Source organism: Sphingobium sp. GW821-FHT02B05 (assembly GCF_059421905.1).
In genome coordinates this window covers 1-26,762 of record NZ_JBWKVW010000008.1, presented here as the reverse complement: position 1 = coordinate 26,762, position 26,762 = coordinate 1, and the positions used below count along the sequence as shown (strand labels likewise).

Here is a 26,762-nt window from a genome sequence, read left to right as displayed (position 1 = left end):
TTTTTTCTATCAGGCTACGGTCAGCGCCAGCGCGCCGTCTCCATCCTCGACCTTCACCGTCGACCCGTCAGGCACGTCGCCGCGCAGGATGAGGTCGGCGAGCGGGTCTTGCAGGTAGCGCTGTACGGCGCGTTTCAGCGGGCGCGCGCCATAGACCGGGTCATAGCCGACCCGGCCGAGCCAGGCGCGCGCGCCTTCGGTCAGATCGAGGACGATCTTGCGGTCTTTCAGCAGCTTGCCGATGCGGGCGACCTGAATATCCACGATCGGGGCCATATGCGCGGCGCCCAGACGGTGGAACAGGATCACTTCGTCCAGACGGTTCAGGAATTCCGGGCGGAAGTGACCCCGCACGATATCCATCACCTGATCCTCGACCTTCTCTACCGGTTCGTCGTCGGTCAGGCCGGTCAGATACTGGCTGCCCAGGTTCGATGTCAGCACGATGATCGTGTTGGTGAAGTCCACCGTGCGCCCCTGCCCGTCGGTCAGGCGGCCGTCGTCCAGCACCTGAAGCAGGATGTTGAACACGTCGCCATGCGCCTTTTCGACCTCATCGAACAGGACGACCTGATAGGGGCGGCGACGCACCGCTTCGGTCAGGACGCCGCCTTCCTCATAGCCGACATAGCCCGGCGGCGCACCGATCAGGCGCGCGACCGAGTGCTTCTCCATGAATTCGCTCATGTCGATGCGCACCATCGCTGAATCGTCATCGAACAGGAAGCCGGCGAGCGCCTTGGTCAGTTCGGTCTTGCCGACGCCCGTGGGGCCGAGGAAAAGGAAGGAGCCGAGCGGGCGGTTGGGATCTTGCAAGCCCGCGCGTGAACGACGCACGGCGGTGGACACGGCCTTGACCGCATCCGCCTGCCCGATGACACGCTTGCCGAGCGTCGCTTCCATCGCCAGCAGTTTCTCGCGCTCTCCGGTCATCATCCGTTCGACCGGGATGCCGGTCCAGCGGGCGACGACGCCGGCGATGTCCTCCGCCGTCACTTCCTCACGCAACATCGCACCTTCCGACGCGGTCGCCGCTTCGGCCAGGCGCTTTTCGAGCGCGGGGATGGTGCCGTAGGACAGTTCGCTCATCTTCGCGAGGTCGCCGGCGCGCTGCGCCTGCTCCAGTTCCAGCCGGGCGGCGTCGAGCTGCTCCTTCACCTTGGCTTCGCCGGCGATCTTGTCCTTTTCCGACTGCCAACGGGTGGTGAGCGCGGCCGACTGTTCCTCCAGATTGGCAAGGTCTTCCTGCAAGGCGTCGAGGCGATCGGCAGATGCCTTGTCGGTCTCCTTCTTCAGCGCCTCCCGCTCGATCTTGAGCTGGATGATGCGACGGTCGAGATTCTCGATCTCTTCGGGCTTGCTTTCCACCTCCATGCGCAGGCGGCTGGCGGCCTCGTCCATCAGGTCGATCGCCTTGTCGGGCAGGAAACGGTCGGTGATGTAGCGGTTGGAGAGCGTTGCTGCGCTGACTAGCGCGCCGTCGGTGATGCGCACGCCATGATGGAGTTCATACTTCTCCTTCAGGCCGCGCAGGATGGAGATGGTGTCCTCCACCGTCGGCTCGCCGACGAAGACGGGCTGGAAGCGGCGCTGGAGCGCGGGATCTTTCTCCACATATTTGCGATATTCGTCGAGCGTCGTCGCGCCGATGCAATGGAGTTCGCCGCGCGCGAGGGCGGGTTTCAGCAGATTGCCGGCGTCCATCGCGCCTTCGCTCTTACCCGCGCCGATCAGCGTGTGCATTTCGTCGATGAAGAGAATGACCTGACCGTCGGCGCCCTTCACTTCGTCGAGGACGCCCTTCAAGCGTTCCTCGAACTCGCCGCGATATTTGGCGCCCGCGATCAGCGAGCCCATGTCGAGCGCCATCAGCGTGCGATCCTTGAGCGTGTCGGGCACATCGCCATTGGCGATGCGCAGCGCCATGCCTTCGGCGATCGCGGTCTTGCCGACGCCGGGGTCGCCGATCAGGACCGGGTTATTCTTGGTCCGGCGAGCGAGAATCTGGATGGTGCGGCGAATTTCCTCGTCGCGGCCGATGACCGGGTCGAGCTTGCCCGCGCGCGCCGCTTCGGTAAGGTCGCGGGCGAATTTCTTGAGCGCGTCATAGCGATCCTCCGCGCCGGCCGTGTCGGCGGTGCGACCGCCGCGCAAGGCGTTGATCGCAGCGTTGAGCGCTTCGGGCTTCACGCCGGCCGCCGCCAGCGCCTTGCCCGCCGTCGTGGTGGTGGCGAGCGCCAGGGCGAGCAGCAAACGTTCGACGGTGACGAAACTGTCGCCCGCCTTGGTCGCGACCTGCTCGGCACTGTCGAGCACGCGCACGGCATCATTGTCGAGGCCCGGCGTCTGTTGCGCGCCGCTGCCGGAAACGGCCGGCACCTTGGCCAGCGCGGCATCGGTGTCGCGCAGCGCAACTTCGGCCGATCCGCCCGCCGCCTTGATCAGGCCGGACGCCATACCCTGCTGGTCTTCCAGCAGGGCCTTCAGCAGATGTTCCGGGCCGATCCGCTGATGGCTCATGCGGATCGCCACGGTTTGCGCCGATTGGAGAAAGCCCTTGGCGCGGTCGGTGAATTTTTCGAGGTTCATGACATCCCACTCAGACTAGATGCTGGCGATGTAGTGTTGCTCAAAAACCACACAAGGGGCGGTCTATAATTTCCTTATCTGGTCGCCTTCTCCGCCTGCGGCGCGAAGATGTCGCCGAAGAAGTCCTTTGCAAACCAGCGCGGCGGCGCGTCGCCATCGGCCATCGCGCGGGTGATGCGATAATTGGCCTCGGCAAAGCGGGCGCCGGCGTTCCAGTCGATCTTCTGCATCATATCGTCGCCGGGATGATGATAGGCGCCGCCCAGGAAATCCCCCCACGCCTTTTCGCCGCCATTGGCATAGCCGGTGGCGAGGAAGACGGCGGGCACGCCCTGCTTCACGAACATATAATGGTCGGAGCGCACGAAGATCGTCTCCTGCGGCATCGGATCGGGCGCGAGTTTCACGCCCATCGGGTCGACCGCCTTGGCCACGATGGGGCCAAGGGTCGAATGGTCGGCGCCAAAGGCGATGACGTCAGTGAAGGGATAGAGCAGCAACGGCATGTCGAGATCGACATTGCCGACGATCTGCTTGACCGGGACGGTGGGGTGGCGGGCGAAATAGTCGGCGCCGAGCAGCCCCTTTTCCTCTGCGGTGGAGGCCAGGAAAATGATCGAGCGGCGCGGCTTATCCGGCGATTGCGCCATGGCACGGGCAACCTCCAGCATGGTTGCGATGCCGGCGCCATTGTCCAGCGCGCCATTGTTGATCCGGTCCTTGTCGGCGGCATCGCCGGCTTTGGCGGGGCTGATGCCGATATGGTCGAGATGGGCGGACAGGACGACATATTCGTCCTTCAGCTTGGGGTCGCTGCCGGGCAGGATGGCGACGACATTGGGGCTGGTGACGCGCTGGCTGACCGTATCGGCTTTGATCGTCACGCTGGTCTTGAGCGCAAAGCCTTTAGGCTTGCCGCCTGCCTTGTCCGCGGTCTTGCGGATCGCGGCGATGGTCGTGGGGGCGCCGGCAAACACCGCCTGCGCCGCCGGATCGTTCAGCATGGCGGACGCGCGCAGGCCCGGCGCGGCGTTGAAGGGAACGCCTTGGGGCGATACCCATGTGAAATCCGGCTCGTCGGCAAATTGCACCATGCGCGCCCAGGGGCGAGCCTTGGCCGACTGGAGCGTGTTGAGCGCGATCATGCCGATGGCGCCATGGGATTCGGCGATCTTGCCCTTGGTGGCGGAGAGGTGGGCGCCCTCCTCGCTCGGCAGCCCCTTGGGATAACCGCGCAGGGTAACGACGATCTTCCCCTTCACGTCGAGGCCGGCATAATCGTTCAGGCCAAGCCGCGCATTTTCAAGGCCGAAGCCGACGAAGACGAGCGGTGCCGTGACGTCCAGATGCGGCTGGTCGGCATTGATGCCGACGATGACGTCACCGGCATGGGTGAAGCTCTTCGCCCCAGCAGGGCCGCTGACGGTCAGGGTGGCGGGCGTCTTGCCGAACTCGGTCTTCTGGAAAGTGATGCGCTGGAGCCAGCTGCCCCCATTTGCATTGGCGTCGCCGGCGGGCTTGAGGCCGAGGCCGTCAAACTGGCTGGCGACATAGCGGGCGGCGATTTCATGCCCTTCGCTGCCCGTGTCGCGACCTTGCAGCAGGTCGTCGGCGAGAAATTCGACATGCGCGCGCATCGCGGCGGCGGTGAAGACCGGTTCAGACGCCTGCTGCGCGGCAAGGGCTGCGGGAAGGAGCAGCGCGGTCATCGCTGCCAGAGCCATGGGGGTTTTCATCGGAAATAAGGTCCACTGATTGCGGGATGTGGCACGATTTGCCTCCGCCCCCTGCCCCTGTCCAGCAATAAGCGTGTTGCGATGCTAAAACGGCCCGCTATGCTGCGCCATCCATCGCGCCGACAGCCTGTCGGTATGCGCAAATTTCCCGTTTTCATGAGGTTCTCATGGCCCTTTCCCCGATGTCGCGCCGCCTGTCCCTGATGCTGGGCCTGTCGGCCCTGGCGCTTTCCCCGGTCCTGGCGCCTATGGCCCATGCCGCCAGACCCGCAACGGCCGCCGCACCTGCGCCGGTCGCCAGCCTCGTGTCGCAGGTCGATATTCCCTATGAGGAATTCACGCTGAAGAACGGGCTGCGCGTCATCGTGCATACGGATCGCAAGGCGCCGGTGGTCGCTGTGTCGGTCTGGTATCATGTGGGGTCGCGCTTCGAGCCGGCGGGCAAGACGGGCTTTGCCCACCTGTTCGAACATCTGATGTTCTACGGCTCGGAAAATGCCGATGGCCCCTTCTTCGGCCGGCTGGAGGATATCGGCGCGACCGACTGGAACGGGACGACCTGGTTCGACCGCACCAATTATTTCGAGACGGTGCCGACCGGCGCGCTGGACCGGGCCTTGTTCCTTGAGTCCGATCGCATGGGGCATCTGCTCGGCGCGGTTACCCAGACCAAGCTGGATACGCAGCGCGGCGTGGTGCAGAATGAAAAGCGCATGGGCGAAAATGAGCCGTACGGGCTGGTCGAATATGCACAGCTGGACGCGATGCTGCCGGCGGGCCACCCCTATCGTCACTCCACGATCGGGTCGATGGCGGACCTGAATGCGGCAAGCCTGGCCGACGTACAAAGCTGGTTCAAGACGCATTATGGGCCGAACAATGCCGTGCTGGTGCTGGCGGGCGACATCGACGTCGCCACTGCCAAGGCGAAGGTCGAGAAGTGGTTCGGCAACATCGCCGCCGGTCCCGCGCCCAAGGATGTGGATGCGACCGTCCCGACCCTCGACAAGGATGTCGAGAAGGTCATGCACGACAATGTCGCCGCGACCCGCCTTTATCGCAACTGGATCGTGCCGGGCGTCAATTCGGACGAATTGCGGCAGCTGGATCTGGCCATGACCGTGTTCGGCGGCCTAGGGTCGTCGCGGCTCGACAATGTGCTGGTGCGCGACGAGAAGGTCGCCGTGGCGGTCAAGGCCAGCATCCAGCCGTTCGAGAAACTGAGCATCGCCGAAATCACGGTGGACGTGAAGCCGGGCGCCGACCCGGTGGCCGTGGGCAAGCGGCTGGACGCGCTGCTGGCCGACTATCTCGCCAAGGGGCCGAGCGCCGATGAAGTTCTGCGCGCGGCGACGACGCAGGCGGCCGGCACCATTTCGGGGCTGGAGAAGGTCGGCGGCTTCAGCGGCAAGGCGGTGACGCTGGCCGAAGGGGCGGTCTATTCCAACGATCCGGCCAAATATAAGAAGGATCTGGCCGTTTATGCGTCGGCCACGCCGCAGAGCGTGACCGCGGCGGCGCGCAAATGGCTGGGCCGGCCGGTGCTGCGCCTGACCGTGGCGCCGGGCGAGCGCAGCGCCGCCGACAATGCGCTGGCAGGCAATGCGACGGCCGAGAACGGGAATATCGGTGGCGCTGGGCACAAGCCGGCCTTCTTCCGCGATCCCGACGCCGCCGCGCCCAAAGCCGCGACGCCGCCCGCCCCGACCAAGATCGCCGAGCCGCCGATCGAGCCGGTCAAGGATCTGGACTTCCCCGACATCGAGCATGCGACGCTCAAAAACGGCATCAAGGTCGCGCTGGCGCATCGCTCGACCGTGCCGACGGTACGGGTGTCGGTCGCCTTCGACGCGGGTAATGCTGCCGACGACAAGGCGAAGCTGGGCACGGCGGGCCTGACCGCCGCGCTGCTGGACGAAGGCACCACGACCCGGTCGTCGGTGCAGATCGCCGAGGAGCAGGAACGGCTGGGCGCGTCGATCAGCGCGGCCAACAGCATGGACCGCACCAATGTCGGCCTGTTCGCGCTCAAGCCCAATCTGGATGCGTCGCTGGGCCTGCTGGCCGATGTGATCCGCAATCCGGCTTTCGCGCCGGCCGAAGTGGAGCGGCTGCGTGGACAGGTGCTGACCGGTATCCAGGCGGAAAAGACGTCGCCGATGTCGATCGCCCAACGCATGCTGCCGCCCATGCTCTATGGGCAGGCGCACCCTTATGGCATCCCCTTCACCGGGTCCGGCACCGAAACCGGCGTCAAGGCAGTGACGCGGGCGGACCTTATGGCGTTTCACGACACATGGTTGCGGCCCGACAATGCGACCATCTTCGTAGCGGGCGACACAACGCTGGCCGAGTTGCTGCCGCTGCTGGAAAAGCGGTTCGGCGACTGGAAGGCGCCCAAGGTGGCCAAGGGCGTCAAGACGTTCCGCATGGACCGGATGATGCGCCCGGCCAAGATCGTTCTGATCGACAAGCCGCAAAGCCCGCAATCGCTGATCCTGGCCGGCGCCCTGACCAACAAGTCCGGCACCGACAATCCGGTGACGTTGCAGACCGCCAACGAAGTGCTGGGCGGTGCGACATCCTCGCGGTTGTGGATGGACCTGCGTGAAACGAAAGGCTGGGCCTATGGCGTGGGCACGGCGCTGTCGGGGGTGAAGGAAACCATCCCCCTGCTGGTCTATGCCCCGGTGCAGACCGACAAGACCGGCGAATCGATCCAGGCGATCCGAAAGGATATGACCGAGTTTCTGACCAGCAAGGGCACGACGGAAGCGGAACGCAACCAGACGATCAACAGCCAGATATTGTCGCTGCCCGGCAGTTTCGAGACGTCGTCGGACCTGCTTGGCGCGATGATGCGCAATGCGCTGATCGGTCGGTCCGACGATTATTACGAGACGCTGCCCAAAACCTATCGCGCCATGACCGCTGCCGATCTGGACAAGGCTGCGCGCGAGGCGATCAACCCCGATCGTCTGATCTGGGTCGTGGTGGGCGACGTCAAGCTGGTGAAGCCACAGCTTGACGCGGTAGGGCTGCCGGTGGAAATGGGCACATTGGCTGATTGACGCCGACGTAAACGTAAGGAGACAGGATATGGCAGCAGTGGATGGCGCTTATGATTGCGTGGCCAAGACGCCGATGGGCGACCAGAAGGGCGTGTTCACCGTCGTCAGCAGCGGCGACCGCTTCAACGGCACCTTCGCCGGGATGATGGGATCGCTGGACGTGGTCGATGGCAAGATCGACGGCGGCACGCTGACCTGGAAGATGGAAATGACCATGCCGATGCCGATGACGCTGGAATGCGAGGCAGCGGTGGCTGGCGATACCATCACCGGCACGATGCAGCTGGGTGCGTTCGGCGCGTCGGCCTTCAACGGTACGCGCCGGGCCTGATCCCGGCGTCCGGCATCGGCCGGATCGCAAATATTTGTCGCTATGGCGAGGCCCGTATCCTGGTGATTCGGGCCTCGCTGTTTGTTTGCCCCAGCGAATGACCCGAGAAGACAGCAAAAATTCGCGCTGATGAAACAGCGAGTTGGACAGCAACATCCCGTTGACAAATTCCGTTAGTTAGCTATCTAACTAACATGCCTTTATCGGAACCCAAGCGCGCACTGGCGCACAAAATGGCGCCCGTCGCCCGCGGCTGGCGGCAGCTGGCCGACAGCGCCTTGGCGGAATTCGGCGTGTCCAACAGTACCGCCTGGTGCCTGATCCATATCGATCGACTGGGCGGCGAGGTAAGGCAGAGCGAACTGGCCGAGTCGCTGGACATCGCCCAGCCTTCGCTGGTGCGCACGCTGGACCAGGTGCAGGCTGGCGGGCTGGTCCAGCGGACCCCGCATCCCGATGACAAGAGGTCCAACATCATCAGCCTGACCCCGACGGGACAGGATCTGGTCGGACGGATCGAAGGCAAGCTGGACGGGCTTCGCATCGAATTGCTGAAAGACGTCCCCGAAGACGCGATCGAACTGGCGGTCTGGCTGCTCGACCTGTTGAGCGTGCGGATCGCGGAGAAGCGGAGCGCTGCATGATCGGCGAGCGATATGGCGTGCCCGCAGCGCTCTTTTCCCTCAAATGCCTTGCCGCTGCGATGCTGGCGCTGTTCGTGGCCTATAGCATTGGACTGGAGCGACCCTATTGGGCGTTCCTGACCAGCTATATCGTCGCACAGCCCATGGCCGGGGCAGTGATTTCCAAGGCCGTGTTCCGCGCCATAGGCACGCTGGTCGGAGCGACGTTCGCCGTGGCGATCGTACCGCCGCTGGTCAATGCGCCGGAATTGCTGGTGCTGGCCATGGCGTCCTGGCTGGGTCTGTGCGTGTTCGTGTCGCTGCTCGACCGGACGCCGCGGGGCTATATGTTCGTGCTGGCGGGCTATACCGCCTGCCTGATCGTTTTTCCGGACGTCGATACGCCGCAGACCATCTTCACTGTCGCTTCCCTGCGCGTGCAGGAGATTTTGATCGGCATTGCCTGCGGCAGCCTGATCCATGGCGTCATCCTGCCGGGGTCGATTACCGGCGTGTTGCTGACGCGGGTGGAGGGGATGCTGCGCGACGCCGAACGCTGGACCCACGACGCGATTGCGACCGAGCCGGTCGCAGGACTGGACGCCGAGCGTCGACGGCTGGCGCAGGACGTCACCGAACTGCACCAGATGTCGATCCATCTCCCCTTCGACATCAGTCGCCTGGCGCCGCGCGTGCGGACGGTCCGGGCCTTGCAGGATCAATTGTCCATGCTGTTGCCGCTGGGCGCGGCGGCGGAGGACCGGCTGGCGCAACTGAAGGCCGCCAATGACGACATGGTGCCGGCGCAGGTGGAAACGCTGATCGCCGATGTGCGCCTGTGGCTGGACACGCCGGTGAGCGATAATCTGGTGAGGGCGGACAATGCCCGGCGGCTGATCGATCGCTGCGTAGCGATGGAGCCGGCCGCGACGCCCGATATGTCATGGTCCGACATGATGCGCCTCAGCCTCTATGCCAGGCTTGCCACATTGATCGCGGTACATCGCGACTGCCGCGACCTGTATGACCAGATGGCGACTCACAGCCGTGCCGCCGTGACGCCACGAGTCGCCGAATTGCTGGAGGGCCGGCGCAACCGCGAACTGCACCGCGACTATGCCAGCGCGGCGCGCGGCGCGTTCAGTGCCTTCGCGACGATCATAGTGGGCTGTACCATCTGGATATTGAGCGGATGGAAGGATGGCGGCAGCGCAGTCATGCTGGCCGGCGTGTTCCTGGCGCTGTTCGCGGCGGTCGATAATCCTCTCGCGCCGCTCAAGGGGTTCATGATCGGCACGGTCGCCGCGTCGGCGTTGGGGGCAGTTTATGGTTATGCGATCATGCCGCGCCTGGATGGCTTCGCGGAACTGGCGTTGGCCTATTCCCCGCCGCTATTGCTGCTGGGCGCCATGATGGCGTCACCCCGCTGGATGGGTATCGCGCTGCCAACCCTGTTGGGGCTGGGCAGTCCGGTATTGCTGTCAGACCGCTATATCAGTGCGTTTGCCAGCTATGCCAACGGGGCGGTGGCGCAGATCGTGGGCATCTGGTTTGCGATCCTGATGGCGGGGCTGTTGCAGTCGGCCGGCGTGGAACGCGCGATCCGTCGGACGCTGCGTGCCGGCTGGACCGATATCGCCAATCGCGCGACACTGATGAGCCCGCCCGACGTGCGGGGATGGATCAACCGGATGCTGGACCGTATCGCCCTGCTTGCACCGCGATTGGCGGCGACCCGTGCCGACAGCGGGCAGCCGCTTTATGATGCCCTGCGCGACCTCCGCACCGGCGTCGCGATCGGCGAACTGCGGCAGCTCAGGCTCGACCTGCCCGCGCAGGAAGGCGCCCCGCTCGCCGCCGTTCTGGGCGGAGTCAGTCGCCATTATCGTGGACTTGACCCGGATGCACCTGCGCCGGCCGACTCGACATTGCTGGACAATATCGACAGCGCGATCGCGGACCTGTCCGCCAATCCGCGCCTGCCCATTCGCCGGGACGGTGTGCTGGGGCTGGTCAGCCTGCGCCGCAACCTCTTTCCCGACGCGGACGCCTACCGGAGGATCGCGGCATGACCGGCGAAATCGCATTGGGCGGCGTCTATATGCCCACATTGCTTCTGCTCGGGCTGATCGCCCTGATCCTGAGCTGGGGCCTCACCCGGTTGATCGGCGCCTTTGGCCTCTACCGCTTCCTCGCCTACCGCGCGGCGGTGGACCTTAGCCTCTTCATCCTGTTGCTGGGCGGCCTCGCCCTGCTCGTCCCCACCTTTGGAATCCGACTATGAACCGCCTGACTACGACGCTGATCCGCAGCGCCGCCACCATCATCCTCGTCATAGCCGCGGCTCTGGTCGCGGTCTGGATGTGGAATCATTATGAACGCAGTCCCTGGACCCGCGATGGGCGGGTCCGTTCCGATGTGGTGCGGGTGACGCCAGATATCAGCGGGCTGGTGACGTCCGTGGCCGTGCATGACAACCAGACGGTGAAGGCGGGCGACCTGTTGTTCGTGATCGACACGCCACGCTATTCCATGGCGTTGGAGGAAGCCAGCGCCCGCATTGCCAGCGCGCAGGCGACTTTGGCGCAGGCCCGGCGCGAGGCGCGGCGCGACTTGGCGCTGGGCGATCTGGTCGCGGCGGAAACGCATGAGCAGAATCTGGCCAAGGTCGAAACGGCGCAGGCCGCGCTGACCGAAGCGCTGAGCAGCCGCGACGCCGCCGCCCTCAACCTGAAGCGCACGAAAGTGGTGGCGTCGGTCAATGGCGTCGTCACCAATCTGGACCTGCATCCGGGCGACTATGTCGGCGCTGGCAGCCAGGCGCTGGCCCTGATCGACAGCGATTCGGTGCGCGTCGAAGGCTATTTCGAGGAAACCAAGCTGGGGCTGATCTGCATCGGCGCGCCGGTGACGGTGCGGTTGATGGGCGAAGCGCAGGATGTGCATGGCCGGGTGGAAAGCATCGCATTCGGCATCAATGACGATAGCCGCAGCAACAGCGGCAATTTGCTGCCCGCGGTCGAACCGACCTTCAGCTGGGTGCGGCTGGCCCAGCGCATCCCGGTGCGGGTGAAGATCGAGAAGGTGCCGGCCGGCCTGCGGCTGATTTCCGGCCGGACCGCGACGGTGACGGTACAGCCGGCACAGAAGGACAAGAACGGGAAGCCGGGAGATTGCCGCCATGCGTAATCTGTCCTGCGCGCCGCTGCTGGCGCTGGCGCTGGCGGCCTGCGCGACGGCCGGGCCGGATTACCATCTGCCCGACAAGTCCGTCGCGACGGCACCGGGCGCGACCGGCGCCTTTCATTCCGCGCAGGGCGGGCAATATAGTCAGGCCGATCTGCCCGATCATTGGTGGAAGCTCTATGCCGATCCGCAGCTGGACAGCCTGATCGAGCAGGCGCTGGCGGCTAATGCCGACCTGCGCCAGGCCGATGCCAACCTGGCCAGGGCGCAGGCGGTACTGCGCGAAGCGGAGGCCGGGCGCGCCATCACCACGGACATCAGTGGTGGCGAGACTTTGTCGCGCCCTTCGGGCGTGACCCAGCATTTACCGGGCACGGTCGCCTATGATCTGGGCCTGTCGGCTTCCTATCCGCTGGACCTGAATGGCCGGATCAAGCGGGCGATCGAGGCGAGCAATGCCGATGTCGAGGCGAGTGTGGCCGCGCGCGACTATGTCCGGGTCAGCGTGGCGGCGGCGACCGCCAGGGCCTATGCACAGGTGTGCGCCGCGAATTACAGCTTGGCCGTAAACCGCAAGGTGGTGGCGTTGCAGCGCGATACCGCCAACGCCACGCAGCGTCTGGCCAAGGGCGGACGCGGCACCGCGTTCGACGTCAGCCGGGCACAGGCAGCGGTGGACAGCAGCGCGGCGGCCCTGCCCGCGTTCGAGGCGCAGCGGCAAAATGGCCTCTATCTGCTGGCGACGCTATTGGGGCGACCGCCTGCCGATTATCCGCGAGATGTAGAAGGTTGCGCGGCGCTACCGACGTTGAATGCCCCTCTGCCGGTGGGCGATGGCGCAGCGTTGATCCGGCGCCGGCCCGACATCAGGCAGGCCGAACGGGCGATAGCCGGGGATACGGCCCGGCTTGGCGTGGCGACCGCCGATCTTTACCCGCAGGTGAGCATCGGCGGATCGGTCGGCCTGTCCGGCCCGCTCAAGGATTTCGGATCGGGATCGGCCTTCGGCTTCAGCCTGGGGCCACTTATCAGTTGGAGTTTCCCCAACCGGCCGGTGGTGCGAGCGCAAATCGCGCAGGCGCAGGCGCAGGTGCAGAGCGATCTGGCCGGATTCGACGGTAGCGTGCTTGAGGCGCTGCGCCAGACCGAGACGGCGCTGGAAACCTATCGCCGCGATGCCGAACAGGCGGCGGCGCTGGGCCGAGCGCGCGACAGCGCGGCGGTCTCCGCTAATCAGGCCGGCAAACTGTTCCGCTTTGGCCGGGGCGATTTTCTGTCGCTGCTGGATGCGCAGCGCAGCCTTGCCAGTGCAGAGGTCAGCGCCGCGTCGGCCCGCACGCAGTTGGTGCAGGACCAGATTGCCCTGTTCCTGGCACTGGGCGGCGGTTGGAACTGACATTTCGCAGGCAGAAAAAAAGCGGAGCCTCCGGAGGCTCCGCCTTTTTTAGGCCGTCTTAGCTGCCGTTGGGACCGCCACCGTTCGGGCCGGCACCGCCGCCGCCCATGCCACCGGCACCGACCGCACCGATATTCCCGAAAATCTCGTCGAACAGGCTGCGGTTGCGGCCCAGCGTCGGGGTCTTGTCACCCATGGGCGAGATATGGGCGACCTGTTCCAGCCCCATGCGATCGATCGCCGTCACATTACCTGCCGGATCGAATCGGACGCGCAGAACCGTCTGCTCCACCGGCTTGGGATTGGAGAAGGCCAGCGCGCGCATATCGCGCGACACATAATACCAGTCCTGCTCACCGAACTGCGACACGAAGCTGGGACGGCCCAGCGTCCCTTCCACCGAAGCGCGGTTGTCGATGCCCGGCTGAACCGAATCGACCAACAGCTTGTCGACCGAATAGCCCTGATGCGTACGGAGGCGGGTGCAGCCCGATGCACCCAGCACCAGCGCACTGAGGCCCAAGGCGAGCAGGATGCGCCCGCTTGGCGAATGACGGCTGAACTGACGCATGAACTTCTCCTGCGGGAGCAGGCCCGCGAACCTTCAAGAAACCTGATGCCGCCATTGCATTGGGCGACGCAGCGATCAATATGGAAATGCGCAAGCCCCGGCAAGGGGCGCAAATATCGGACGGTGCATGATCGTCCGATCCGTACTAGAAAAGCTGTGACCCCATGCCCGCCTCTCCCCCCTTCCTTCAGCGCCTGCTGCGGCGTACCAATCCCAGGGAGGGGTTGCGACCGCTCTATCATGCCGTGATCCAGGAAGGTCGCCAGCCGCACTGGTATGTGGAAGGCGCGGTGCCCGACACGCTGGACGGACGGTTCGACATGATCGTCGCGATCCTGGCGCAGGTGCTGATCCGGCTGGAGCAGCAGAATGGCGCGCAGGAGAGCGTGTGGCTCACCGAATTGTTCGTCGACGATATGGACGGGCAGTTGCGGCAGGAGGGCGTGGGCGATGTCGTGGTCGGCAAACATGTCGGCCGTATGATGAGCGCGCTGGGCGGACGGATCAGCGCCTATCGCGCGGCGTTGACGGATGATGCCGACCTGGCGGAAGCGTTGCGGCGCAACCTCTATCGCGGCGCCGAGGTGAGCAACGCGGCACTGGCGCATGTCGAAGGTGCGTTGCGGACGCGCTGGACGCGGCTGGGTTGCCTGTCGCACGACGCGCTGCTGACGGGAGATTTAGGATGAACATGCCAACGACACCGGAATTTTCCCGAACCCACAAGGCCGACGCGATTGGCCGTCTGGCCGCCGAACTTCAGATCGCAGCCAAGCAGGACGAGCGGGATGCTCTGGCCAAACGGTTTGGACTGGCGGCGCTCGATCGGCTGGAGGCGGTCTATGGCCTGGCAATCGAAGATGACGCCATCACCGCACGCGGCCGGGTGCGCGCGGCATTGGCCCAGCCCTGCGTGGCGACCGGCGTGCCGGTGCCCGAAACGATCGACAGCGATTTCGTCCTGCGCTTCGTAGTCGAAAAGGAGGACGCGCAGGAGGCCGACGAACTGGAGCTGGACGCGGAGGATTGCGACACGATCGGCTATGATGGCCATGTGATCGACATGGGGGAGGCGGTGGCCGAAACGATGGCCCTGGCCATGACGCCCTTCCCCCGCGCACCGGACGCAGACCGGTATTTGAAGGAGGCCGGCGTGCTGAGCGAGGAGCAGGCCAGTCCTTTTGCCGCGTTGCTGGGCCTCAAGGACAAGCCATAGGAGCCCCCCATGTTCGTCGCGCTGATGCTGGTTGCCGCTGCGGCCGCCCCCATGATCGGCGAGGATGTGGCACGGACGCAATGGGACATGGCCGAGAATCGGGCCCAATGCGCGCCGCTGGCTTTGCTGTCGGACGGTGGGGTGAAAGGCAAGGCGCGACCGGCGCAGTTTAGCGGCGGATGGGCAGTGGCGTTCGATCTGCCGGGGCTGCGCAGCGCCTATGGTTTCGCCGGGCCGGGGATCATCGCCATGGATGGTGGGGCAGAGGCGGCGCAACGGCTCCGCCTGACCAGGCAATGGCCCCACAGGCGCGATCTTCCCGCCCTGCCCGGCCCCGGATTTGCGGGCTATGGGCTGGTCGGCGCGCAGCCCTATCCGGCGGATAATATGTTGGGCAAGGGCCTGGAATCGCTCGCCTACATGCGGGTCGAAGGTCAGGGCTGCACCTATAATGTGTGGAGCCGGATCAGCCGGGCACATCTGGAGATATTGCTGGACAATCTGCGGTTGCAGGACTGATCTGTTTCCTTTTCGTTCCCGGCTATGGCATAGGGACCCGCATGGACGCCTCGCTGCCGCCGCTGCGCAAGATCATCCATATCGACATGGACGCCTTTTATGCGTCGGTGGAGCAACGCGACGACTCCTCGCTGCGGGGCCTGCCGATCGCGGTGGGCGGGGGCGGGCCGCGGGGGGTGGTCGCTACATGCAGCTATGAAGCGCGCAAGTTCGGCGTGCGGTCCGCCATGCCGGGTGCAAGGGCGCGGCGCCTCTGTCCCGACCTGATCTTCGTCCCGCCGCGATTCGATGTCTATCGCGCGGTATCGGGGCAGGTGCGCGAGATTTTCAGTCGCTTCACCGACATCATCCAGCCCTTGTCGCTCGACGAGGCCTATCTGGACGTGACGGTGAACAAGCCGGGCATCGCGTCGGCCACCGAAGTAGCCCAAGACATACGGCGGATGATCCGCGAGGAGACGGGGCTGACCGCGTCGGCCGGCGTGTCCTACAACAAGCTGATTGCCAAGTTGGCGTCGGACCAGAACAAGCCCGACGGCGTGTGCGTGGTACGCCCGAACGAGGGGCCGGCCTTCATCGCGGCGATGCCGGTGCGGCGCATCCATGGTGTGGGGCCGGTGACGGCCAAGCGCATGCAGGAGCTGGGGATCGCAACCGGAGCGGATCTGCGCGACCGGGATCTGGCGTTCCTGCTAAAGCATTTCGGCAGTTCGGCCGACTATTATTATCACGCGGCACGGGGGCAGGACGACCGGCCGGTGCGCGAACGGGAGGGGCGCAAGTCGGTGAGCGTGGAGGATACGTTCTTCGATGATCTGATCGAGGAAGCGGCACTGGTCGCCGAAATAGACCGAATCGCAACGTCGCTCTGGACCCGGATCGAGAAGGCCGAGGCTTGGGGGCGAACGGTGGTGTTGAAGGTGAAGTTCGCCGATTTTCGTATCATCACGCGCTCGCGCAGCTTTTCAACGCCGGTGCGGTCGCCCGAATTGCTGGCGCAGGCCGGGCGGGAATTGCTGTTGGCGCAACTGCCGCTCCGCATGGGCGCGCGGCTATTGGGGCTGGGCGTGCATAATCTGGAAGGGGATGAAGAGACGGAACAGGGAGAGCAACTGGCCTTGGGTTTGTGAAACGTTATGCCTCGCCAAAGCCCCTCCCCGCGGCGACCAGCGCACGTCGCCGGGAAGCTCAGGAGGCGGGGATGCACATCCATTAGAACGGCAACCAGTTCCGCTTTTCGGAGAATTTCATATAGCCGGCGTTGACGCCAAGACGATAGCCGACGCCAAGGCGGATCGGGATCAGCACCACATTGCCCCAACGCAGATAGGAAGCGGTGAAACCACCGACCAGATAGGCAGTGCCCTCCGCCGCCGGGAAGCGGTGGTAGAGATCCTGCGTATCGTAGAGATTATAGACAAGGACGAAGGTATTGGCCGCGTTGCCGCCAACGTCGAAGCCGATCGACGGGCCGGTCCAATAGACTTCGCGCTTGCCCTCCACCTTGTGGTTGAGCGTACCCGAACCGTAGCGCAGGCCCACGACGAACGCGCCAGACGCCTCTCGCCCGGCGATATAGGCGTTGGGACGGCCCTGATCCTTCAGCACCTTTTCGATGAGCCCGGCCAGCCCCTCGGCACCCTTGCCGAATACCCCCTCGGCCGCGCCGATCAGATCGTCCTGCTGATAGGAATCGCCCGGCGCGATCGCGGCCGGCGGGGAGTTGGGCGTAACAGGCGCACCGGTTGCAGTGTTCCCGCCGGCAGGCGCGCCGGCATCCAGGTTCGGCTCATAGGGCGTCGTGCCGGGGCCGGCGTCCTGACGCACGCTGGAATCGACACCCGGATCGGTAGGATTGCCGTTGGCCGGCGGTGGCGGGGCGAGATCGGAATCGATCGCGCTGTTGGGATCGATCGTGCGCACCTGTGCCGAGGCCGCGAGCGGCGTGAGCAGCATGGCTGCCAGCGCAGCGACCAGCGCGCCGGCTCGTGCGATGCGGGCGCCCATCTGCCCGTTGATGCCGATCATGCCCGATACTCCCCGAAAAGCGCGCGTCATAGCCTACACAGGCCTAAGTACAGGCATTGCGACCAGCAAGCTGAAACGACAATGAACGAACGGCGACCCGAGTCGATTCCGCGCCGGAACGAAAAATGCGACGGAGAAGAAAATTCGTGATCCAGCCCGTTGCCATGCCGCAAAGCCGCCGCTATAGCCCCTCCCCAGCCATTGTCCCCCTGTGAAGGTGGACAAATTTCGTGCGGAGACGTGGGTGAGTGGCTGAAACCAGCGGTTTGCTAAACCGTCGTGGCCTTAAGGGGCCACCGAGGGTTCGAATCCCTCCGTCTCCGCCAATTCTCTATCCTGGACCATCCTAAATTTGGCGAGAAAGCCTAGGCTTTCTGCGGCTTTTCGGGATGATTCGCGTCCACATTCTTCCTTAGTTCTCCAACGGCATCCGATTGGATTTATGGGAAAAAATGTGGGAGAATGTGGGTATGGGAAAGCTTTCAGCAACTGGCGTCAAAGCCGCATCCCGACCTGCCGAATAGGCGACGGCGACGGGCTCTTTCTCATCGTGCAGCCTGGCGGCACGAAAAGTTAGGTCTGCCGGGTGCCGAAGAACGACAATAGGCGTGACTTCGGCCTAGGCAGCGCATCGAAGGTGACGCCTGCGCAGGCCCGCGATAGGGCGCGTGAAATTCGTACTTGGATGGAGCCCGGCCTCGATCCTCTGTTCGAGCGCAAGAAGGCGCAGGGCATACCAACTTTCAAGGAAGCGACAGCTAACGTTCTTGCTGCTCATCGCAAAAGCTGGCGGAACGAAAAGCATGAGAGCCAATGGCTTCAGACCCTAACCAGCTACGCCTTCCCCCAGATTGGCGACGTGAAGGTAAGCGAGATCACCGGGCCTATGATCCGCAATGTACTATCGGAAATCTGGCTAGCAAAGCCTGAGACTGCGCGGCGGGTGCGTCAGAGGATCGGGACCGTGTTGGACTGGGCCTATGCCTCCGGCTATCGCGAGACTGAGGCCCCTATGCGGGCCATCAGCAAAGGACTGCCACGCCAGCCCAAGAAGGACGGCCATTTCGCCGCCATGCCTTACGCGCAGGTGCCAGCGTTCCTTGTGCAGCTTCGGGCCAGAGAATCGTACAGCCGTCTGGCGCTGGAATACGCAATTCTTACAGCCGCGCGCTCTGGCGAGGTGCGAGGGGCGCTGTGGAAAGAAATCGACTTCGACCAGAAGCTATGGACGATCGCCAAGGATCGTATGAAGGCTAATCGAGAGCATGTCATCCCGCTCTGCATGCGTGCTATCCGTATCATCGAGCGCTGCGCAGAATTGAGGGTTCGACATTGCCCAATCATTTTCCCAGGCATGCGTGGCGACAAGCCTATGTCGGACATGGCTCTAACGAAGCTGCTAAGGGAGATGAAGCAGCCCTACACGGCGCATGGGTTTCGGTCCGCCTTCAGAGATTGGGTAAGCGAGGAAACCGACCATCAGGGCGATGTCGCAGAGGCGGCGCTGGCTCACGCGGTCAAGGACAAAACAGAAGCAGCTTATCGTCGCGGCAATCTTTTAGAAAAGCGGCGTAAGCTGATGGAGGACTGGGCGGTCCATTGCGGAAGGCCGAAATGAAGCAGCACTGGGGACGGCGGATTAAGGTGACATATCGGTGATGAGATCGGACACGAAAGCCCGATCCCTAGGTTACGGGAGCGGTCGAGCCATTGGTGGAGGCCTTGGGAATGGACGCGCCCTTCTGGCACGCCAGGCCGGGGCACTTGGTGCGATTACGAAACAGCGATCCGAGCTCGGTCGCGACGCAGCGCCGTGGCCATGGCATGCACATCCTGCTTTGCGCGCCAGACCGCATTAGTGTCGCCATGCCGCTTCAGCGCCTTCAACTGACATGCTTTGTCCTGCCAGGCAGCGACAAAGCGATCGGCGTGATCGATCCCGCCAGTGCGGATTTGGCCTTAGGCCATCATCACTTCGATTGCACAACTGATTCGACTCGGACCGCAAAGCAAGAAGTGCCGCTACCTGACGCAGTACTCTCCAGCGGATGAAAGCGGCTTGAGCGGTTCGAATTTGAGCCGTTCATAATCGCCGATAGAAAATGGACGAAGATCGATAGCTATTGAATATCTGATAGGTATCAGTTTGAATCGGACTTGACGACTTTTCGGCTTTGCCAGACCATCCCCCTATGGATCCGATCGAAAAAGCCGCTCGCGCCTTATGTCTGTTTCAAGGGGAAGATGCAGATAATGCATCATCCGGGGCACCTCGATGGACGAACTATCGGGCGCAGGTTCGACTGGTGATCGATGCTTTGCATGAACCCAATCAAATCATGAAAGAGGCTGGATCCGAGATCATCCGTCATGTCGGTAGCGAAGAGACAAGCGCGGGACACCAAAGCGACGCAGCCAATGTCTGGCGTTTCATGATCGATATGCTGCGTCGGACAGACGACAATTAAAAGCTGAAATCAGGCTACTATATCGGGATATGCGCTTTCAACGAGCCAGTTCTTCAGTGGCGAAGGCGCGAATATGCTCGCCAATGTCGGCCCGTTCCAGCGCCAGCGCCAAATTGGCCTCGACATAGCCCGCTTTGGACCCGCAATCGAAGCGGCGCCCATCGAAGGTTACGCCATGGAAGGGCTGCTTGCCAATCAACGAGGCCATCGCGTCGGTCAGCTGGATCTCTCCGCTCGCGCCCTTTTCCTGCGTTTCCAGGATCTTCATGACTTCGGGTTGCAATATATAGCGCCCTGGCACGATCAGGTTGGACGGCGCCGTGCCCAGCGCCGGCTTTTCGACCAGCCCCTTCACCTCCGTCAGCGCGCCGTCGCGCGCACCCGGATCGATCACGCCATAGCTGGGCGTCTGGTCCATCGGGATTTGCAGCGCGCAGACCAGATTGCCGCCCACCTTTTCATAGGCGTCGACCATCTGCTTCATGCAGCCCTGGCCCGGCGTGCCCTTCATGAATTCGTCGGGCAGGAGGATGGCGAAGGGTTCGTCGCCGATGATGTCGCGCGCGACCCAGATGGCATGGCCCAGACCCAGCGGCTCCTGCTGCCGCAGGAACACCGCATTGCCGGGGTCGAGCCGCGTGCCTTCCAGTGCCGACAGGTCCTTGCCCCGTTCGCGCTGCGTCGCTTCGGCCTCATAGGCGATATCGAAATAATCCTCGATCGCACCCTTTCCGCGCCCGGTGACGAAGATGAACTGTTCGATCCCCGCCTCGCGCGCTTCATCCACCGCATATTGGATCAGCGGACGGTCGACCACCGGCAGCAATTCCTTGGGCACCGCCTTCGTCGCGGGCAGGAATCGCGTCCCAAGACCGGCGACAGGAAAAATGGCTTTACGAACAGACTTGCCGCGAAACATCATGATCCCCCCGGACTGGTTGTAACGGGGCCTACACCATATGATCTTCCCATATGCAACAGAAGCTTGAACATGACAGGATAGCTATCGAATATCCTATTGTACGCTTTGCCGCTCCAAAGGCGCCAGTGCCTGTTCCAGCACCGCACCCAACGGCAGGTTCATAGCGTCTGCGATCCGATATAGCTCAGTAATCGTTTCCTCGGTCGCCTTGATGTTGATCTGGCGGTTGCGTCCCGTCACATGGCGTCGGGGTTGCCGGACCGGCGGCGGGGCTCGGGAGGGTGGTGGCGCTTCATCAGTCTCACTTGGTGCGGCAAAGCCCGCCCCGCGGCTTGGAAAACCGCTGCTTTGCGCGATTTTCTCGATCGCGTCGGGGGGCCCGGGTTGGCCGCATGGTTCGATCCGAAATCGTCCAGATCACCGAGGGATTGGACCTGCTCATGACGTCACGTCATCCGCCCTGACGGCGCTTTTCTGGTTGGCGCGCAACTGCTCGATCACCTCGACGGCGAATTGTTCGGCATTGGCGATCGCTTTGTCCAGATTGGACACATCTTTCGGGTCCAGTTCCTCCAGCGCCTGGCGAAAGGAAAAGATTGCACGAAAGGCCTCCCGCTTGTGCAACTGGACCTTGAACATCGGTACGCCCGCATTGACCAATCCGTCCTGGATATGCCCCATGGTGCGGGTACGGATGATGGGGCTAGTCCGCGACAGCAGCACGCCATAGGGCACGGCCCTGCCGGTCATCTTCTCATGCTGCGTCAGCACCCGTATCGCCCGGCTTGCCTGTTCGGCGTCCAGTTGCGACCCCTGCATCGGGATCACCACCAGGTCGGCTTGGCTGACTGCCAGAAGCACGATCTTGGCTGCCGTTCCTTCCAGATCGACGATGACGAAGGGCGTTTGCACCGCCGCTTCCTCGATGCGGTCCAGGATATTGTCTTCGTCTAAATCGGCCACGATCGACAGATTAGCTGGCAACTGCGCGTCCTTGCCCCATGCGGCGATGGGATGGTTGGGATCGGCATCAATTACCGAAACCTTGGCGCCGCGAGCGAGTTGCGACGCCAGAAGGAGGGCGGCGGTGTTCTTTCCGATGCCCCTCTTGGGACTGATGAAAGCGATGGTAGGCATGGAGATAGCTGTATCGCTAACCGATAGTGCAAGACAATCCGATAGCATATATGGTATCCTATTGATACCATATATGCTAATTGCATTTGTCAGACGCGGATTTCCGTTGTTATCCCGAATAGAACCGCTATTTGCCAAGCGCAATGCGCCGGAAATCTATAGATCATTGTTGGAAGCAGGTTGGCGATGCCTGGCTGGTTATGTCGGTTCATTTCGACGCTTTCTGGTCTGATCCGCGCGCCTATATGGTAGCGACGAAGTGGTGGATAAAGCGTAGGCGGGTTCGCGCCCGGGGACAGTTTGCGGCCCTGCTTGGGCAATCGCCGCGTGCCTATATGCTTTGGGCTACGCGTCAGGAGTATGGAAGGCAAGATCATAGTCCGTTTGACGCCAGTCGTTCGATCGTTGCGCTTGTCGATGTGAGCAGCAACGCCGATCTTACGGAATTTGACGCAACGTGCCAAAGCCTGGCGGCTGAAGGTCTAACAGCCGTTGTCGTTGGTTCCATGGAAACGCCTAATGTTGCGGCCGCGATTGCCCAGATCGAATGGGCCTGCGATCCCTGGTTGTTGCCAATTCGATCCGGCGACAGGATCGCGCCCGGGACGGCGGCGGCCTATCGTCGGGCCATGGCCGACAATGCGGCGCGGATAATCTATGCCGACGATGATATCCTAATTGGACGCCGACGCTCCGCTCCCTATTTCAAGCCGGACTGGAATGATGAACTGTTTCAGCACAGCGATTATCTGTCTGGTGCCTGCGCAGTCCATGCAACGCGCGCGGAACTTGAGGCCGTAGCTGATACAATCGACTGGGTCGAGCAACTGGTCATAGGTATTGCCGCAGATACGAGTGCGCCGATCCATCTTCGCGAAATGCTCCATCACCGGCGACAGCGCCCGACACTGCGTTTTCCTGCCATGCCACTCGAGTTAGCGTGCAATCTACCTCCCGTCTCCATCATCGTGCCGACCCGTAATCGGGTCGATTTGCTGCGTACCTGTCTCGAAGGCGTTGCTGCGGCCGACTATCCCGATGTCGAGGTCATCGTGGTGGACAATGACAGCGACGATCCCGAAACGCTCGCTTATTTGGCTGGACTGGACCCTGAACAGCACAAGGTCTTGCGTCATTGCGGCGCCTTCAACTATTCGGCGATCAACAACCGGGCGGCGGAGCGGGCGCGGGGGACATTGCTCTGCCTGCTCAACAATGACGTCGAGATGATCGACACCCGCTGGCTCGCCACCTTGGCTACCCAAGCGCTGCGGCCTGAAGTTGGTGCTGTCGGTGCGCGATTGCTCTATCCCGATGGGCGCATCCAGCACGCCGGCGTCGTGATCGGCGTTGGCAATGCGGCAGGCCACGCCCATCGTTTCTTGCGGCCTGATGAGGAGGGTTATTTCCATCGGCACAACCTGCCGCAGTTCACCAGCGCGGTGACGGCTGCCTGTCTGGTGGTGGAGCGTACCAAGTTCATGGCGGTCGGTGGCCTGAACGAGCGGGACTTTGCGGTTGCGTTCAATGACGTCGATCTGTGTTTGCGCCTCAATCGGCATGGCTGGCAGTCGTTTTACGAACCACGTGCCACGTTGGTCCATCATGAATCGGTGTCGCGCGGTCTGGACCAGGATCCAGTTGGCGCGGCGCGTTTTGCCGGGGAATTGGCGGCGCTCAAGCGGATCTGGAAGACCGACGAAATTTGCGATCCCTATCATCACCCGCAACTCAGCCGCGCTAGCGAGCAATTTACGGTAGCGCTGTGATGGTGATATCTGCGCTTTCTTCCCGGATCGCTGTGCCCCAAGTAACGCTGTGCGCGGTCAGTTCCGTCAATATCGCAGCCACGATCCGAGCGCTTGAAACCAGCTTGATGCAGATTGACGTCACAGCCTGTAAATTCTTTACCGACAGTCCATTCATGCCTGATAATCCAGAAATTGATGTGATACCGATAGCACGCATTAACTCGTCAAAACTATACTCCGACTTTATCCTGACACAACTGGTCGATCATGTCGAAACATCTCATTGCATGCTTGTTCAGTGGGATGGACATGTTCTAGACGCGGCGCGTTGGCGCCCGGATTTTCTTGATTATGACTATATTGGTGCCAGTTGGCCGCAATTCACGGATGGCTATGACGTAGGTAATGGCGGCTTTTCCCTGCGCAGTCGTCGGCTGATGGATGCCTGCCGCGATCCTGCCTTCCGGCCTGATCACCCCGAAGACGTCGCTATTGGGCGACTCAACCGCGCCTGGCTGGAAAGTAGGGGGATGCGCTTTGCGCCTCGCGTATTGGCGGACTTCTTCTCTGCCGAGCGGGCAGGGGATATATCGAACAGTTTTGGTTATCATGGCGCTTGGCTGATGCCCGGCGCCATTGGGGTGGAGCCGTTCTGGAACCTGTATCGCGAACTGGACGATTGCGGCACTATCCGACATGACTTTGTTACTATTTTGAACCAGATAGGCCGGGGTCGTGGTGGCTGGGCACGAACTTGGCGCTTCGTTCTGGACTGGCTTACCCAAAGGGCAGGGGTTAATGCTGTCCGCCACCATTTGTCCGCTGAAAAGGACCGATGCTCTTGACCAATATCTTCCCGGGATTACCTCTGATCGAATCTCCTCTCTTTCCTACTATCAAGGCGGAATGGGGGTTGACTACGGAAGAAGAACGGATCGCAGACGACCTACATGAAAAAGGTTATGCGATTTTCGATTTTCCAGATCATGGCCTGAATAGTCGGATAGACCGGATCAAGTCGCATCTTGGTCCGCGCTACGATATTGATTTTTCTCGATCGGATAGCGACAAGACTATTGGGGAGCGTCGCATCCAGGATGCTTGGCGGTTTGACGAGGATGTTCGCGCGATTGCTACCAACCAGATTGTGCAGAATTTGCTGAGTAAGCTTTACGGACGCAAGGCCTTCCCATTCCAAACACTCAACTTCCCGGTTGGCACTCAACAGGATGCGCATACTGATTTCGTCCATTTTTCCAGCTTGCCTGAACGCTTTATGTGCGGTGTCTGGCTCGCGATGGAGGATATCGGCCCGGATGCAGGGCCGCTCTTCTATTATCCCGGCTCGCATCGGTGGCCTGCCATGACCAACGCGTTGGTTGGGCGCCGCGGCAGCGACCGGGAAATGGCTTCGGCGCAGGATCCTTATGCGGCCGCTTGGCGAGCGCTGTGCGAAGTTCATCGCGCTCAGGAAGAAATATTCCTGCCCCGCAAGGGACAAGCGCTGATCTGGTGCGCGAACTTGCTGCACGGCGGTAGCCGTCAGAATGACCCGACGCTCACCCGTTGGTCACAGGTAACGCATTATTATTTCGATGACTGCATCTATTATACTCCGGCCTTTTCGGATGAGGCGATCGGAAAACTCGACCTGCGGAACTTGGTCTCGATCGGCGATGGAAAATCACGACCGAACCGTTATCTTGGCGAGGAGTTTGCCAATCCTGAAGCGTCGGTATCGCCACCGGCGCAGCGCAAATCGCTAGCTCGTAAGCTCAAGCGCCTGCTGCGTTAGAGCAGGCCCTGATCCACCTGCATTGATTTTCTTGCTCTATTCTTTGATCTAAACAGCAGATAATTCTATCCGCTTGGAAACGCTCTATACGATAATATGATCGGTTGTCGATCGTAACCGGTTTGATCCGATTTCTAAGTCGGCAATGGCTGAAAATCTGTGTCGAAAATAAGCAGATGAATGGAAAAAGATCATGGCTCGCCTTATCAATGATCTCTCGTCGGTCAGCATATTTCTAGTTTTATTGTCAAATAGTGAAGTTTCTATTTTGGCTGAGACAATACAGCATAAAACAGCTTTCAGTGGCCGCAACATTTATTCACCGTCTCTTGCCTATGACTCGAAAAATGGCGAGTATCAGACATGGTATGGCGGTTGGCAGACCAATTCAGATTACCCATTCGACAAAATATATTACAGGACTTCAAAAGACAGAAATAGCTGGAGTAGAGCAAAGACGGTTTTAAAACCAACGGAACTTCCGGTGGCCGCCAATCATGTTAACGATCCATCAGTCATAAGAATAATAAATAATATTACGAAAAAGATCCAATATACAATGTTTTACACGGTATGCGTTAGTCCGTGCAAGACTAATAAAGATAATCAAATATGGTCTTCTGTGTCGGAAGACGGAATAAGATGGTTATTTCCAAAAATTTTTATAAAAACGAATGGCGCTGCTGTTCCTTCGGTTATAGCGGAAAGTCCACGAGCTGATATGTGGACAATATATTACTCAAATACTAGTCAAAGTCCGAATGAAATATTTTCTATTCAGTCGTCTGGAAATCGTGATGCGGTTGGGCAGGAAAAGGTTGTCTATACCTATCCTGGCGAGGGATTTGTTGCCAATCCCGAAGTACAAAGGATAGCGGACCAATGGATATTGTTGTTCAACGTCTATCATACTAAGGCAGGCGCAAAACGGCTCACGGGTGACATATATGCCGCGCTGTCGAAGACAGGGCAGAATTGGCAGGCAGGAACGGAACGGCTGTTAGTGTCAAATGATCCTAACGGCAAAGTTTGCGCTGCTCTTTCGCCTGCTGTTCTGCCGATCGGTTTTGGTCAGGTTATGATGCAATTTGCTCAAGCCCGCTATTCTGAAAAAGGTGAGTGTGACCTCGCAACCTTCGAAACGATGCAACAATCCATATTGACCGATGAAAAACTAACCGGAGCCGTTGTCGCTACGGTTGGCAAATCCAGTATGGAGCAGCCCTCCACCAAGTCGCGCTGGGCACTGGCGGCACTGGCGGCATTGTCTGCCATAGCGGGATTAACCTGGTTCGGTCGGCACATGACGACGCTTAAAAGGTCGAGTTCCACCGGCCGCGAAGGTCATCGCATCAGGCCCCCTCGTTCCGATCTGGCGCACCACCGTTCTTGAGCGGACGCTTGTCCTGACACCTGAGGTGGC

Annotated in this window: 24 protein-coding genes and 1 tRNA gene; 18 read left to right on the top strand and 7 right to left on the bottom strand. The window is 61.8% G+C overall.

All coding sequences use genetic code 11. From position 1 onward, the window contains the following. Positions 1-9: 9 nt before the first annotated feature. Together clpB and AC07UX_RS17650 are read right to left on the bottom strand one after the other, a co-directional pair. Entirely contained in the window at positions 10-2,589 is a 2,580-nt protein-coding gene (gene clpB, locus AC07UX_RS17655; RefSeq protein ID WP_495193284.1) for an ATP-dependent chaperone ClpB, read from the bottom strand. Positions 2,590-2,663: 74 nt separating this feature from the next. Continuing rightward, positions 2,664-4,325 (bottom strand): M28 family metallopeptidase, encoded by a 1,662-nt coding sequence (locus AC07UX_RS17650; RefSeq protein ID WP_495193283.1) that lies wholly within the window; start codon positions 4,323-4,325, stop codon positions 2,664-2,666. A gap of 167 nt (positions 4,326-4,492) precedes the next feature. Between AC07UX_RS17650 and AC07UX_RS17645 the strand changes: the two genes are divergently transcribed. From AC07UX_RS17645 to AC07UX_RS17615, 7 genes are all read left to right on the top strand, one after another. Continuing rightward, on the top strand, positions 4,493-7,396 hold the full coding sequence (locus AC07UX_RS17645) for a M16 family metallopeptidase (protein WP_495193282.1): 2,904 nt from the start codon (positions 4,493-4,495) through the stop codon (positions 7,394-7,396). Between the two features lie 28 nt (positions 7,397-7,424). After that, a complete protein-coding gene (locus tag AC07UX_RS17640; RefSeq protein ID WP_495193281.1) occupies positions 7,425-7,727 on the top strand; it encodes a hypothetical protein in 303 nt (100 codons plus the stop codon). A gap of 194 nt (positions 7,728-7,921) precedes the next feature. Further along, positions 7,922-8,371: a MarR family winged helix-turn-helix transcriptional regulator gene (locus AC07UX_RS17635; RefSeq protein WP_495193280.1), complete on the top strand. Its 450-nt coding sequence runs from the start codon at positions 7,922-7,924 to the stop codon at positions 8,369-8,371. Continuing rightward, positions 8,368-10,422 (top strand): FUSC family protein, encoded by a 2,055-nt coding sequence (locus AC07UX_RS17630; protein ID WP_495193279.1) that lies wholly within the window; start codon positions 8,368-8,370, stop codon positions 10,420-10,422. Before AC07UX_RS17635 ends, AC07UX_RS17630 begins: the two co-directional genes overlap by 4 nt. Continuing rightward, positions 10,419-10,634: a DUF1656 domain-containing protein gene (locus AC07UX_RS17625; protein ID WP_495193278.1), complete on the top strand. Its 216-nt coding sequence runs from the start codon at positions 10,419-10,421 to the stop codon at positions 10,632-10,634. Before AC07UX_RS17630 ends, AC07UX_RS17625 begins: the two co-directional genes overlap by 4 nt. Continuing rightward, positions 10,631-11,539, top strand: a complete 909-nt coding sequence (locus AC07UX_RS17620; protein WP_495193277.1) for an efflux RND transporter periplasmic adaptor subunit — start codon at positions 10,631-10,633, stop codon at positions 11,537-11,539. Before AC07UX_RS17625 ends, AC07UX_RS17620 begins: the two co-directional genes overlap by 4 nt. After that, entirely contained in the window at positions 11,532-12,932 is a 1,401-nt protein-coding gene (locus AC07UX_RS17615) for an efflux transporter outer membrane subunit (RefSeq protein WP_495193276.1), read from the top strand. The genes AC07UX_RS17620 and AC07UX_RS17615 overlap by 8 nt, the downstream gene beginning before the upstream one ends. A 58-nt stretch (positions 12,933-12,990) precedes the next feature. On the opposite strand, the gene AC07UX_RS17610 is transcribed toward AC07UX_RS17615, so the two are convergent. Next, positions 12,991-13,503 carry an outer membrane protein assembly factor BamE gene (locus tag AC07UX_RS17610; RefSeq protein WP_495193275.1) on the bottom strand — a complete coding sequence of 171 codons (513 nt, stop codon included), beginning with the start codon at positions 13,501-13,503 and terminating at the stop codon, positions 12,991-12,993. 164 nt (positions 13,504-13,667) lie between these two features. Here AC07UX_RS17610 and AC07UX_RS17605 point away from each other — a divergent pair, with 164 nt between their 5' ends. Genes AC07UX_RS17605 through dinB form a run of 4 tightly spaced genes read left to right on the top strand, consistent with a single transcriptional unit; the run spans position 13,668 to position 16,368 of the window. After that, positions 13,668-14,192 (top strand): ubiquinol-cytochrome C chaperone family protein, encoded by a 525-nt coding sequence (locus tag AC07UX_RS17605; RefSeq protein ID WP_495193274.1) that lies wholly within the window; start codon positions 13,668-13,670, stop codon positions 14,190-14,192. Between the two features lie 2 nt (positions 14,193-14,194). Then, positions 14,195-14,719, top strand: a complete 525-nt coding sequence (locus AC07UX_RS17600) for a DUF177 domain-containing protein (protein WP_495193365.1) — start codon at positions 14,195-14,197, stop codon at positions 14,717-14,719. Between the two features lie 9 nt (positions 14,720-14,728). Then, the gene (locus tag AC07UX_RS17595; protein WP_495193273.1) at positions 14,729-15,238 is read left to right on the top strand and encodes a hypothetical protein; all 510 of its coding nucleotides are present in this window, start codon (positions 14,729-14,731) and stop codon (positions 15,236-15,238) included. A 41-nt stretch (positions 15,239-15,279) separates the two neighbouring features. After that, complete coding sequence (dinB, locus tag AC07UX_RS17590; protein WP_495193272.1) at positions 15,280-16,368, top strand: DNA polymerase IV; 1,089 nt, start codon at positions 15,280-15,282, stop codon at positions 16,366-16,368. Between the two features lie 82 nt (positions 16,369-16,450). Here the strand turns inward: dinB and AC07UX_RS17585 are convergent, their stop codons facing one another. After that, the gene (locus AC07UX_RS17585) at positions 16,451-17,266 is read right to left on the bottom strand and encodes a DUF1134 domain-containing protein (RefSeq protein WP_495193271.1); all 816 of its coding nucleotides are present in this window, start codon (positions 17,264-17,266) and stop codon (positions 16,451-16,453) included. A gap of 234 nt (positions 17,267-17,500) precedes the next feature. Here AC07UX_RS17585 and AC07UX_RS17580 point away from each other — a divergent pair. From AC07UX_RS17580 to AC07UX_RS17570, 3 genes are all read left to right on the top strand, one after another. Continuing rightward, positions 17,501-17,592 (top strand) — tRNA-Ser (locus AC07UX_RS17580). 260 nt (positions 17,593-17,852) lie between these two features. Next, positions 17,853-18,884 carry a tyrosine-type recombinase/integrase gene (locus tag AC07UX_RS17575; RefSeq protein WP_495193270.1) on the top strand — a complete coding sequence of 344 codons (1,032 nt, stop codon included), beginning with the start codon at positions 17,853-17,855 and terminating at the stop codon, positions 18,882-18,884. Positions 18,885-19,458: 574 nt separating this feature from the next. Next, positions 19,459-19,734: a hypothetical protein gene (locus tag AC07UX_RS17570; RefSeq protein WP_495193269.1), complete on the top strand. Its 276-nt coding sequence runs from the start codon at positions 19,459-19,461 to the stop codon at positions 19,732-19,734. A gap of 37 nt (positions 19,735-19,771) precedes the next feature. Here the strand turns inward: AC07UX_RS17570 and AC07UX_RS17565 are convergent, their stop codons facing one another. The 3 genes from AC07UX_RS17565 to AC07UX_RS17555 form a co-directional block, all read right to left on the bottom strand. Continuing rightward, positions 19,772-20,653, bottom strand: coding sequence for a UTP--glucose-1-phosphate uridylyltransferase (locus tag AC07UX_RS17565; protein WP_495193364.1), 882 nt, complete (start codon positions 20,651-20,653; stop codon positions 19,772-19,774). A 96-nt stretch (positions 20,654-20,749) separates the two neighbouring features. Beyond that, a complete protein-coding gene (locus AC07UX_RS17560) occupies positions 20,750-20,896 on the bottom strand; it encodes a hypothetical protein (protein ID WP_495193268.1) in 147 nt (48 codons plus the stop codon). Positions 20,897-21,094: 198 nt separating this feature from the next. Then, entirely contained in the window at positions 21,095-21,793 is a 699-nt protein-coding gene (locus AC07UX_RS17555) for a ParA family protein (RefSeq protein WP_495193267.1), read from the bottom strand. Between the two features lie 200 nt (positions 21,794-21,993). On the opposite strand from AC07UX_RS17555, the gene AC07UX_RS17550 reads away from it, so the two are divergent. The 4 genes from AC07UX_RS17550 (at position 21,994) to AC07UX_RS17535 (ending at position 26,732) form a co-directional block, all read left to right on the top strand. After that, positions 21,994-23,562 (top strand): glycosyltransferase family 2 protein, encoded by a 1,569-nt coding sequence (locus tag AC07UX_RS17550; protein WP_495193266.1) that lies wholly within the window; start codon positions 21,994-21,996, stop codon positions 23,560-23,562. After that, positions 23,562-24,389 carry a DUF5672 family protein gene (locus tag AC07UX_RS17545; RefSeq protein WP_495193265.1) on the top strand — a complete coding sequence of 276 codons (828 nt, stop codon included), beginning with the start codon at positions 23,562-23,564 and terminating at the stop codon, positions 24,387-24,389. The genes AC07UX_RS17550 and AC07UX_RS17545 overlap by 1 nt, the downstream gene beginning before the upstream one ends. Beyond that, positions 24,386-25,339, top strand: coding sequence for a phytanoyl-CoA dioxygenase family protein (locus AC07UX_RS17540; protein ID WP_495193264.1), 954 nt, complete (start codon positions 24,386-24,388; stop codon positions 25,337-25,339). The genes AC07UX_RS17545 and AC07UX_RS17540 overlap by 4 nt, the downstream gene beginning before the upstream one ends. 193 nt (positions 25,340-25,532) lie before the next feature. Then, positions 25,533-26,732: a hypothetical protein gene (locus AC07UX_RS17535; protein WP_495193263.1), complete on the top strand. Its 1,200-nt coding sequence runs from the start codon at positions 25,533-25,535 to the stop codon at positions 26,730-26,732. Positions 26,733-26,762 lie beyond the last annotated feature (30 nt).